Source organism: Dyadobacter sp. HNCC25DJ185 (assembly GCF_056895195.1).
The window spans coordinates 745,766-756,898 of sequence record NZ_JBXHAR010000003.1 but is presented as its reverse complement, the minus strand read 5'-3'; the positions used below and the strand labels follow the sequence as shown (position 1 = coordinate 756,898).

The following is an 11,133-nucleotide window of genomic DNA, read 5'->3' as shown; positions in this document are numbered from 1 at the left end:
CCCTTTCCGCAGATCATCTACCTTTCCACCAAACAGGCTATTAAACCATGATCAGAAGATCAAAAAACACAACATATATCCGCAGGCCTGACATTTGCCTTTCTTGCCTCGCAATTTTTATTCGGTTGCAACACGGCATATCTGAACTCACATCAGATTACGCTCAATAAGGCAGATACTACAATGGGAGTTGCTATCTTTTCTATTTCAGTAAACAAATCAAACTTCACAGGTTATACCATTAATATTGTTCACAATGAATATAAAATGACCGGTGCCCTGGAAATATATACCCTCGATCCTGACATTAAAAAAGACACCATTGATACCTATTATAAAGCATTGATCTTACCGGCAGGAAAATACAGGATTTACGGCTGGAAAATGACCCAAATTTCCGGAAAGAACGAAACCAGTTACTTCCCTAAGGGTAATTTTTCAATACCGTTCACCATTTACGGTGGACGTATAAACTATCTCGGAGACTACCTGGGCGTACCTGTAATAGACCCGAGGTTTCCTAAGTTCCGAATTGCCTCTGCTGGTTATTATGTTGTTTCTGATCAATTTAATACCGATTACTGGTCGATAAAAAACAAATTCCCGAAACTTGACCTTGACAAAGTGCTCGTCTGCATTCCCGATTTTGCCAGGCACAACAAAAATTATAGCGGTATGTATTTAAAAGGTATCCAAATCCCATAATCATTTCATCAACAAACCAAATTCAAATGAAAAACCTATACACATTATTTCTTTTGGTAGCCGTCCATCATGTTTCCTTCTGCCAAAAAATTCAGTTTGACTACAATGAAGCCGGGTTACGAATAAAACGCACATCGGACAAGGCACTTCCAGTTACCCTCATTGTGTTCACTTTGTCAAAAATGAATGAAGGGTCGGAGAGCCCCCAGGTGACGCTGGAGTGGGCGACTTCCTCAGAAAGCAATAGTGAGCGTTTTGAGATCGAGCGGAGCGAGGATGCCAAACGTTGGGACAAAATAGGTGTGACTGGCGCGGCGGGAGAAGCAATTACAAAAACCAGTTACGATTTCACGGATTCTAAACCAAAGGACGGCGAAAGTTTTTACCGTTTAAAAATGATCGATCGGGATGACTCCTTTGGATACAGCCAGATCAGGAATATTCAGATTACCGCCCTGCTGTCGATTTACCCTAATCCCGCAAATGACTTCTTCAAAATCAAGGGTGTCGCTTATCAGCACCTGCAATTGATCAATGCTGCTGGGAAAATGGTTTATGAATCAGCGCAAATGCAGGAGAAAGGATTTGATATCAGCGCTTTTCCGGCGGGCAGCTACCTCGTCAAAATACTGACAAATACAGGAGAAACCCTCGTCCGAAAACTCATCATGAACTAGTCGCGACTGCTTCACACAATCCTTCGGTTATTTCACCTTTAAATAAATAAGGTTACCGCTACAAAACAGCCCCTACTGGGATATTTCATTTAAAGAGGCGAAAACATATACGCCGGATATACTAAAATCTGCATTTGAATACCGCATGGTCTCTGATGCTCCGGTGGGAATATTCCCGAGTGGCAGGTACGACAGATGTACTACCTAAGCGGTAAAATAGCTAACCAGGGAATTTTTAATCTCAATTTCGTGCGAAAATTGAGGGAAAGCTTTTTTTCAGGCAAAAAAGAATATACAATTAAAATATGGTATCTGCTCATGTTTCAAATGTGGTATGAGAAGGGGGTCGAATACTGACGGCTATTAGGTTATCCACGACAGAAATGGGACAAGCCAATAGCGCAAATTCTAAAAAATACTACTTTCCCTGAGTATGGCTATGCAAAGACGACGAAAGCATGATCCAACGTCCGAAGGTGGCGTTGGAGGATTTGAACTGCATTAATCAACTGGGGTAATAAGCGCTGAATTGATATTTGACTAAAAAAGCAACCTAAAATAAGAGTTGCTTTTTTAGTTATCTACTCAAAAATGATTCCTCAAACGGCAGTCATCATCCGCTCCCTATGCTTCACTCCCCAATCCCGCAAAACTTCAATCACCACCTTTAAAGAATGCCCGTACTCGGTCAGCGAATATTCCACGACGACCGGAATGGAGTCGTAAACCGTCCGCTTAATCAGTTCGTTGCATTCCAGATCCCTTAGTTCCTTGGATAACATTTTGTCGGTGATACCCGGAACCTCCCTTGCGATTTGTGAAAAGCGCTTGTTTCCGAACATCAGCGATATAATAATAGGCAGCTTCCATTTACCGCTGAGAACCTCCAATGCGTCCCGAACGGGCAGAATATTCTTGGTGCATTCACCCAAGGTGCAGCCCTCAATCTTTAATTCGTCGTTTTTCATAGCTCCCCGAACTTGTTTTACTATCCTTTTGTATAGTACTTACAAATGTATAGCATATTTAATTAAGTTTGTATAGGTATTTATTAAAGTGAGATAAAAAAATGAGTGAATTGATAGAAAAGTTGAATTGGCGTTATGCCGCCAAAAGAATGACCGGAGAAATTGTTCCGAAAGAAAAGTTGGATACTATATTGGAAGCGATCAATCTTGCCCCGTCGTCGGCCGGATTGCAGCCTTATAATGTGCTGGTCATCGATAATAAGGAGCTAAAAGAAAAAATCCATAAAATAGCCAATAACCAACCTCAGATTCTGGAATCATCCCATTTGCTGGTGTTTGCCGCCTGGGAAAAGATTACCTCCGAAAGCATTGCCAAATACATGAACTTAATTGCTACTACGCGCGGGATTTCTGTGGACTCATTGTCTGCCTTTCAGAACAGCATTCAGGGCGGGATTCTGAGCAGGACCGAAGAAGTAAATTTCCAATGGGCTGCCCGTCAGGCTTATATCGGACTGGGGCACGCGTTGATCGCCGCAGCAACTGAGCAGGTGGATGCCACTCCGATGGAAGGGTTTAACGCGGCCGCATTGGACGAACTCCTGGGGCTAAAAGAGAAAGGATTGCGCAGCCTGGTCATCATGACGCTTGGCTTTCGTGATCATGAAAAAGATCCCCTGGTCCGGGCTAAGAAGGTAAGAAGACCCCACGAGGAGTTTTTTATAACTGTTTAGACAACAAATATTTATACGCTATGAAAGTAGAAATTTGGAGTGATGTGATGTGCCCTTTCTGCTATATCGGCAAGCGGAGGTTCGAAACAGCACTGGCCCAGTTCCCAGGTAAAGACAAAATTCAGGTCGAATGGAAAAGTTTCCAGCTGAACCCCCAAATGAAAACGGAACCAGGCAAAAGTATCAACGAATACCTGGCCGAAGTGAAAGGATGGTCACCCGATTACGCCAAACAAATGAACGACCATGTTACGAATTTGGCGGCTGAAGTTGGATTGGAGTACAATATGGATAAAGCTGTCGTCGCTAATTCTTTTGACGCACACCGTTTTGTTCAGTTCGCTAAAACCAAGGGACTGGGTGACGATGCGGAAGAACAACTGTTTAAAGCTTACTTTACCGACGGCAAAAATACGGCCGACCACGAAACCCTGATCCAGCTTGGTGTGGAAATAGGCTTAGACCCCAACGAATTAAAGGCTGTATTGGATGGAACACGTTTCGGAGAAGATGTTCGTCGCGATATTTATGAAGCGCAGCAGGTTGGCGCAAGAGGTGTTCCTTTTTTTGTCCTAGATAGAAAATATGCAGTATCTGGCGCCCAGCATTCTGAAACATTCCTGAACGCATTGGAGAAATCATTCGTGGAATGGGAAAAAGCAAACCCACAGCCAATGGTTTCCATCGCCGACGGCGCAAGCTGCACGACAGACGGGGAATGTAATTAAATGATTTGAGCCAAATTTTGACATCGGAAGCAGCATGCTGGTCAGCCAGTTTGCTGCTTTTTTTATAAAAGTGCCTCATAAAACGCTGGTACGGTTATATAGGTAAGGATCAGACCACGGAATTAGTAATTTCGTCCGTTTTATACTTATAGCTGTAAATAACTCCAGACTTTGATGCGCATTGCGTTGCTACTTTTTTTTGTCCTGACATCAGGGATGCTCTGCCAGGCCGGAGGAATCAAGGGACGTATTACTACAAAAAGTGGCGAAGCACTGCCCTACGCAGGAATTAATGTCAATGGCACCAGCAACGGCACCATGGCAAATGCCGATGGTGAATTTGAATTCAGCCTGCCAGCGGGAACCTACGAAATCGTTTTCCAATACCTGGGTTTTAAAACCGTTTACAAAACCATCACGGTAACCAGTGCATTTACCGAGGTAAATATTACCCTTGAGGAACAAGCTTTGAATCTTCAGGAAGCTACAATCGGGAAAGGTAAAGAAGATCCGGCGTACAGCATTATGCGGAGAGCTATCGCCAAAGCCCGTTTCCACCAGTTGCAGGTAAGAGGTTATACCGCAAAAGTATATTCCCGCAGTACTGCCTTGCCCACCAAAATTCCTTATTTGCTGGAAAAAAGGTTGAGAAAGGAGGGCGTACAGGAAGGAAAGGCCATTCTCAATGAAAGCGTTGCCGAAATACGATACCGCCGTCCGGGAAATTACAGCCAACGCATCATTTCCACGCGTAACAGTCTGGATAACAGCATACCTTCTCCCAATGACTACATCCTGGCGAGTTTGTACAGCCCCGAAATCGCGGGTACGATCTCCCCTCTCTCGCCCAAAGCTTTTTCTTATTATAAGTTTGAGTACGAAGGCTATTTCGAAGATCAAGGACGATTGGTAAATAAAATCAAAGTTATCCCAAAAGCTTATGGCGAAGGTGTTTTCAAAGGGAGCTTATTCATTCTGGAAGATCTTTGGTCGATCCATAGCTATGACTTGCAAACGACCACTCAAGGTTTGAACATTTCGGCCAAGCAGATTTTTAGCCCTGTCCAGAATGTGTGGGTACCGGTCAATCAGCAATTCCGACTCACAGGTAGCTATCTGGGATTTGCCGGCGAATTTAAATACCTGGTTTCCCTAACCTACGAAAAGCTGGATGTGGATCCTGGTTTGAAAGAAGATATTGTGATCAAAGACCACAAAAAAGAGCCGGTAGCCGATGCAGGAAAACGCAAAAAGGATCTCGAGGACCTGATCAAAGATCAAAAGGAATTTTCGACCAAAAACTTCCGCAAACTGACCAAAGAGTACGAAAAAGAACAGAAAAAGGAAAACAGGTCTGCTGGAAACAGCGACCGCCTGGTCAGGCAGGACTCGATCGTGATTGATTCTATGGCCAATAAAAGGGATACTATCTATTGGCAACAGCTCAGGCCGATTCCTTTGACCAAATCCGAAGTTTCCAGTTATGTTTTACAGGATAGTATTAAAGTGGTTAAAGATTCGGTCAAGGCAAAATCCAGGCCGGATTCGTTATATTTTAAACCCATCCATATTGCAACCGGCAATACCTACTCGCTTGGCAACCGCAATACTTTCTATTTTAAAAGCCCTCTTCTTTCCATCAGTTACAATACCGTTGAAGGCAATGCCATCAACTTCCTCACGGAGTGGCAGAAAAAATGGGGCAAATCCTATTTCCTGAGCATGAAACCATTGGTCCGCTATTCCTTTGGGCGAAAGCGCATCTATGGAAACCTGGAAACTACGATCGGGAACGATAAATGGAACCTGATGCTCTCGGGTGGCGAAATGGCTAGTCAGATCAATAATAACAACCCGATACAGCCCCTTTCCAACAGTATGGGTGCGCGGTTTTTTGACCGCAATTTCATGAAGCTTTATCAAAAACAATACGGCCGGGCCGACTTTGCACTGCGGAATATCGCCGATATCCTGAATATCAATGCGGGGATCGAATTTGAACATCGGAAAGAGCTCTTCAACCAATCGAGCGCCCGCCCGATCTTTTTCTGGAATGATTACAGCTATACCCCCAACCGGCCTGTTAGCAAAGAACTTGCAGATACCGGCTTTCCGGTACATCATGCTACCTTATTGGACCTCACAGCGACCTTGCGTCCCTGGAGAAGATACCTGATCCGAAATGGCGAAAAGCGCTACCTGCGAAGCAAAGGGCCTGCATTCAGTGCTAATTACAAGAGAGGGCTGGGCTTTGCAGGCGATGTCGACTACTCCATGCTGCAGGCTACAGTCCGCCAGAACATGAACCTCGGGCCGAGGAGCAGCCTCGAATACCTGGTAAACGGAGGCGGTTTTTTGAGCAAGAAGCAAATGTACTTCCCGGATTACCGCCATTTCATGGGCAATGAGTTCTTTTTTCAATATACCTATCCGCCTGACCAATTCCGGATGCTGCAGTATTACCGCTACAGCACTGCTTCCTGGTTTTTCCAGGCGCATGCAACCTGGTCCTCCCAAAACTTTCTGCTGACGAGAGTTCAGGCTTTACGGGTAACAGGGCTGTCCGAAACATTGCAGCTGCATTATCTGAAAGTGCCCACGATCCGTAATTACTCCGAAGTAGTATATGGTATTGACAATATCTACCGTGTCCTTCGCCTGGAAGCTGTCGCCCAGTTCCACGGTAGTCATTTTAAAAGAATGGGATGGCGGTTCGGAACCTCCATCCCGTTTGGCAGATAACTTACCTGACCGCTTCGCCCTTGAAGCGGGGCACTTCCTTGATCAACAAAGGATAGGTATTGTTCTCCGGATCGATATCGGCCATACGCCGACTGGGATCGATGACGATCTGACGGATATCAGCCCTATTTCTGGCAATGGAAAAAGAATATTCTGGATAAGTCCAGCCCCAGTCCGTCAACAAAGTAGTTTTGGAGTAAATCTTTTCGGCTTTTTCCCCACGCATGATTTCCAGCGGAATATAAAAATCCTCCTGGCTGCCATCCTTATAAGTCACTACGACATCCAGGGGCATTGGCATTTGTCCGATCCGTTCAAGAACGACATCTGTTTGTGTTCCATTGGCGGTCACTTCTTTAATACCGTAATCAACGGTTTTGGTCGTCCCTGTAAAGTCTTCCCAGTACCAGTCCAGTTCCAGTCCTGACTCTTTTTCCATGATCCGTTTCAGATCTGTAGGATTTGGATGTTTGTATTCCCATTCAAAGAAGTAGCGCTTCATGCCTTTTTCAAATTTGTCCTTTCCAATTATATAATTCAATTGGTTCAAAAAAACAGATCCCTTTGAATAAGCCGCCACACTGTATGCACGATTGGTATTGTAATGGTCTGAATGTGTGGTCAACGGTTCTTCCAAACCAGATTTGACAAGCGCAAGATAACTGCCGGTGCTTCTTAACTGCGGATTGGGCCGGGTTGGGAACAGTTCGGCCAATACAATGTTCTCGGCATAGGTCGTAAATCCCTCATCCATCCATGCGTACTTGGATTCATTGGTCCCCAGCAACATCTGAAACCAGCTGTGAATAGATTCGTGAACCGTAACGCCAATCAATCCTGACAAATTCTGACGGCCCATGATCAGTGTGGCCATGGGGTACTCCATGCCTCCGTCGCCGCCTTGTACTACCGAGTACTGTTTGTAGGGATAGCGTCCGAATTTTTCATTCATAATCTTGAAACATCTCACCGCATAAGGCTCCATATCCTTCCAAGTCCTCGCAAGGCTGTCGGTTTTGTAAAAGAAATGCAGGTCGAGTTTATCGTCGACCTGCATGATATCGTGTTTGTACTCACGATCTGCTGCCCACATAAAATCATGCACTTCGGGCGCAACAAAATGCCAGGTCAGTTTCTCTCCAGGCTTGTGTGTGACTTCTTTTTGGGTGTAACCGTGCCCGATTTTATCCGGATTTTGCAAATAACCCGTGGCGGCGATCACATAGGCAGCATCCATGGTTATCTTAACATCAAAATCCCCCCAGACACCGTAAAACTCTCTTGCTATATAAGGATTGGAATGCCAGCCTTCGTAATCGTATTCACACAATTTGGGATACCACTGTCCCATCGAATATTCCACGCCCTCGCTGTTGTACCTTCCCGTACGTCTGATCTGAACGGGCACCTGGGCCTCAAACTCCATTTCGAAAGTATGTTGGGTCTTCGGAAGGATCTTTTCGTTGAGGGTTACCTCCAGAATCGTCCCCACTACCTCATATTTAACAGGCTTGCCATTATGCTTTAAAGAAATGATCTTCTCATACCCGATTTCGGAGGGTGCCAGCTTGGAAATGCGGTCTTTAACCCTCGCATCCGGGTCGCTGATGGTTCTGGAACGCACGTCCATCTGGCTGCCCGGCTGGAAAGCGTTGAGATATAAATGGTAAAAAACCTTATGGAGCGTATCGGGAGAATTGTTACTGTAAATCAGCTTCTGCGAGCCCCTGTATTGATGGTTATCCGTATTAAAATCGACATTCATCTGGTACTTTACCCGTTGCTGCCAGCGGTCACTTTGAGCAGACACATTTAAAACCGCTGCGGTGAACAGCAACACACATAGCTTTAACTTCATTCCAATTTGATTAGTAGGTTAGCTTACAAAATAACGGATTTGTCGGGTTAATACGGAAATTTTTCTATTTTGATAAAAACGATTGTCAGGGAAAATGTAGTTGAAATTCCGAAATCGCTTATTTACTGAAGAGTTCGAAGGTCATCTAATTTACAGAAAAAGGATACTGCGACTTCCGGCACGCACCCAGGACGACGGGAAAATAACTGGTACCTATGCTGGTGTGCCGCACTTATTGCCACTGAAATCGACATCAAGGCTGACAAATCTGAGTTCCTCCATAACGAAGTTGAGTAACTTCAGAAAAAAAAAGAAAAACCGCTTCGGTTCGGAGTTCAGCAAGTAGTCTGGATCACCTTCTCCACCCAATGTGCCGCCTCCGACTTGAACAGGTGCGAAACAATTAGCCGGGACACTTCTTTCGAGCTCTTGGCCTGAGAACACATAACTATATGCTAGCTTATAATTGAATGGTTTCTGAGTTAAAGTTGGGAACCAATCTCTACAAAATACCCCTTTTTCCTTCCGTTGAATACCCGATTTTGTCGTTAACGGGCATTTAAAGGACTGTTAAACATCTGGCACATAATTGTTAAGTTCCTTGTCATAATTAATTAACAAGAAACTAAACACTTTGTCAATTATGCTTAGATGGACCGTAATATTTCTGATCATCGCTATCATCGCAGGGATCCTAGGATTCGGCGGAATAGCTGCCGGTGCTGCTGGAATTGCTAAAATTCTTTTCTTCGTATTCCTTGTACTATTTGTATTGAGCTTACTAAGCCGTGGAGTCGGGCGATCCTGACATCAGACGAAGATATGTAAAATGAAAAAAGCGAACCTAGGTTCGCTTTTTTCATTTTTATGGGGTTTTTCTTATTCCCATTCAATGGTTGCCGGTGGCTTAGACGAGATATCGTAAACAACCCTGTTTACTCCTTTGACCCTGTTGATAATGTCATTGGAAACCTCCGCCAGGAACTCGTATGGAAGATGTGCCCAATCGGCAGTCATACCGTCTACGGAAGTTACCGCCCGAAGCGCCACCACGCTTTCATAGGTCCTTTCGTCCCCCATTACCCCCACACTCTGAATTGGCAAAAGCATTGCGCCGGCCTGCCAAACATCCTTATATAAATTCCATTTGCGCAACCCGCCGATAAAGATCGCGTCTACCTCCTGCAGGATGTTTACTTTTTCAGGCGTCACGTCGCCAAGGATACGGATCGCGAGTCCCGGGCCGGGAAAGGGGTGGCGGCCCAGAATTTTCTCATCAATACCTAATGTCCTGCCTACTGCCCTTACTTCGTCTTTGAACAAAGTATTGAGCGGTTCGACCACTTTCAGTTTCATAAAGTCAGGCAGCCCGCCCACATTATGATGGGATTTGATGGTTGCCGATGGTCCTTTGATGGATACTGATTCGATTACATCCGGATAAATGGTACCCTGCCCCAGCCATTTTACTTCCTCAATCAGATGCGCTTCCTGGTCAAAAATATCAATAAAGGATTTCCCGATCGCCTTGCGTTTTGATTCCGGCTCTGTAAGACCGGACAGCGATTTGTAAAAGTGCTCTTTTGAATCGACCCCTTTGATATTCAACCCCATATCCTGATAAGAATGCAGCACTTCCGCAAATTCGTCCTTCCGCAACAATCCGTTATCTACAAATATGCAGTAAAGGTTTTCACCTATAGCCTGATGTACCAGGGTGGCTGCCACCGTGGAGTCTACACCTCCGGAAAGCGCCATCACCACTTTATCATTGCCGAGCTTTTTGCGAAGGTTCGCAACCGTTTGCTCCACAAAAGATTCCGAAGTCCAATCCTGTCTGCACCCGCAGATTTTTACTACAAAATTGTACATCAGTTTTTTACCTTCTGATGTATGGGTTACTTCCGGGTGAAATTGAATGCCGTAAGTCAGCTCGTTTTCAATCTTAAAAGCGGCAACCTTTACGGATTCCGTTGAAGCAATTACATGAAAATTCTCCGGTGCGCGAACAATCGTATCACCATGCGACATCCAAACCTGGGACGACCCGGACAGCCCGACAAGCAAGGATGAATCGGTATCATCAATTACCAGCCGCGCCCGGCCGTATTCGCGATGCTGCGATGGCTTTACATCCCCACCCAGTTCTTGAGCTAATAATTGCGCTCCGTAACATACGCCGAGTACGGGAATTGTTTTACGAAACTGGTCAAGGTCTATTCTTGGAGAATCCGCGTCCCTCACTGAGCATGGGCTTCCAGACAGAATTACACCTTTGATATTGGGAGTGAGATCGGGGAAATTGTTGTATGGGTGGATTTCACAATAGACATTCAATTCACGGACACGTCGCGCTATTAATTGTGTATACTGTGAGCCAAAATCTAAAATCAGAATTTGTTCAGTCATATATATGCTATCTAAATCGCAAAGGTAGGGAGATTGGCCGAAACCAAAAAACTTAGTTCACTCCCGAATTTTAATATTCCACCTTTGGAAAAATCCAGTTTCAAGTCCCACAAAATGGTCTGCGTCATCGTTCGCATTCAAATATTACCATTCAAACTTTTTTTAGCGTTTGGTGCAACTTTACTTATTCCCTTTGTATCTATAAGCCGAAAGTCAGACACACACTGTCCGCTCATCTAACAGAAAAACCACTTATGTATTCCAAGGTTCTATGTTATACCAAGTACTTACATTTGCAGAGTACTTAGTCAA

9 protein-coding genes are annotated in these 11,133 nt (G+C 44.7%); 6 read left to right on the top strand and 3 right to left on the bottom strand.

Annotated features, from left to right (window positions below; all coding sequences use genetic code 11):
• The first annotated feature begins 183 nt into the window (after positions 1-183).
• Together AC1XUF_RS11740 and AC1XUF_RS11735 are read left to right on the top strand one after the other, a co-directional pair.
• The gene (locus AC1XUF_RS11740; protein ID WP_483341978.1) at positions 184-705 is read left to right on the top strand and encodes a hypothetical protein; all 522 of its coding nucleotides are present in this window, start codon (positions 184-186) and stop codon (positions 703-705) included.
• Between the two features lie 26 nt (positions 706-731).
• On the top strand, positions 732-1,382 hold the full coding sequence (locus AC1XUF_RS11735; protein ID WP_483341977.1) for a T9SS type A sorting domain-containing protein: 651 nt from the start codon (positions 732-734) through the stop codon (positions 1,380-1,382).
• A 599-nt stretch (positions 1,383-1,981) separates the two neighbouring features.
• On the opposite strand, the gene AC1XUF_RS11730 is transcribed toward AC1XUF_RS11735, so the two are convergent.
• Positions 1,982-2,350, bottom strand: a complete 369-nt coding sequence (locus AC1XUF_RS11730) for a winged helix-turn-helix transcriptional regulator (protein ID WP_483341976.1) — start codon at positions 2,348-2,350, stop codon at positions 1,982-1,984.
• A 101-nt stretch (positions 2,351-2,451) separates the two neighbouring features.
• Between AC1XUF_RS11730 and AC1XUF_RS11725 the strand changes: the two genes are divergently transcribed.
• The 3 genes from AC1XUF_RS11725 (at position 2,452) to AC1XUF_RS11715 (ending at position 6,554) form a co-directional block, all read left to right on the top strand.
• A complete protein-coding gene (locus tag AC1XUF_RS11725; RefSeq protein ID WP_483341975.1) occupies positions 2,452-3,084 on the top strand; it encodes an NAD(P)H-dependent oxidoreductase in 633 nt (210 codons plus the stop codon).
• A gap of 20 nt (positions 3,085-3,104) precedes the next feature.
• Positions 3,105-3,812 (top strand): DsbA family oxidoreductase, encoded by a 708-nt coding sequence (locus tag AC1XUF_RS11720; protein WP_483341974.1) that lies wholly within the window; start codon positions 3,105-3,107, stop codon positions 3,810-3,812.
• Between the two features lie 174 nt (positions 3,813-3,986).
• Complete coding sequence (locus tag AC1XUF_RS11715; protein ID WP_483341973.1) at positions 3,987-6,554, top strand: DUF5686 and carboxypeptidase regulatory-like domain-containing protein; 2,568 nt, start codon at positions 3,987-3,989, stop codon at positions 6,552-6,554.
• Position 6,555: 1 nt separating this feature from the next.
• Here the strand turns inward: AC1XUF_RS11715 and AC1XUF_RS11710 are convergent, their stop codons facing one another.
• Entirely contained in the window at positions 6,556-8,412 is a 1,857-nt protein-coding gene (locus AC1XUF_RS11710) for a M1 family metallopeptidase (protein ID WP_483341972.1), read from the bottom strand.
• Positions 8,413-9,055: 643 nt separating this feature from the next.
• On the opposite strand from AC1XUF_RS11710, the gene AC1XUF_RS11705 reads away from it, so the two are divergent.
• On the top strand, positions 9,056-9,220 hold the full coding sequence (locus AC1XUF_RS11705) for a DUF1328 family protein (RefSeq protein WP_138367535.1): 165 nt from the start codon (positions 9,056-9,058) through the stop codon (positions 9,218-9,220).
• A 71-nt stretch (positions 9,221-9,291) separates the two neighbouring features.
• On the opposite strand, the gene guaA is transcribed toward AC1XUF_RS11705, so the two are convergent.
• Positions 9,292-10,821 (bottom strand): glutamine-hydrolyzing GMP synthase, encoded by a 1,530-nt coding sequence (gene guaA / locus AC1XUF_RS11700; RefSeq protein WP_483341971.1) that lies wholly within the window; start codon positions 10,819-10,821, stop codon positions 9,292-9,294.
• Positions 10,822-11,133: the final 312 nt, after the last annotated feature.

Excerpts from the sequence above, each read along its gene's own strand:
- AC1XUF_RS11715 (WP_483341973.1), top strand. The coding sequence starts at position 3,987 with ATGCGCATTGCGTTGCTACTTTTTTTTGTCCTGACATCAGGGATGCTC.
- AC1XUF_RS11740 (WP_483341978.1), top strand. The coding sequence starts at position 184 with ATGGGAGTTGCTATCTTTTCTATTTCAGTAAACAAATCAAACTTCACA.
- AC1XUF_RS11710 (WP_483341972.1), bottom strand. The coding sequence starts at position 8,412 with ATGAAGTTAAAGCTATGTGTGTTGCTGTTCACCGCAGCGGTTTTAAAT.
- AC1XUF_RS11720 (WP_483341974.1), top strand. The coding sequence starts at position 3,105 with ATGAAAGTAGAAATTTGGAGTGATGTGATGTGCCCTTTCTGCTATATC.
- AC1XUF_RS11730 (WP_483341976.1), bottom strand. The coding sequence starts at position 2,350 with ATGAAAAACGACGAATTAAAGATTGAGGGCTGCACCTTGGGTGAATGC.
- AC1XUF_RS11705 (WP_138367535.1), top strand. The coding sequence starts at position 9,056 with ATGCTTAGATGGACCGTAATATTTCTGATCATCGCTATCATCGCAGGG.
- guaA (WP_483341971.1), bottom strand. The coding sequence starts at position 10,821 with ATGACTGAACAAATTCTGATTTTAGATTTTGGCTCACAGTATACACAA.
- AC1XUF_RS11725 (WP_483341975.1), top strand. The coding sequence starts at position 2,452 with ATGAGTGAATTGATAGAAAAGTTGAATTGGCGTTATGCCGCCAAAAGA.
- AC1XUF_RS11735 (WP_483341977.1), top strand. The coding sequence starts at position 732 with ATGAAAAACCTATACACATTATTTCTTTTGGTAGCCGTCCATCATGTT.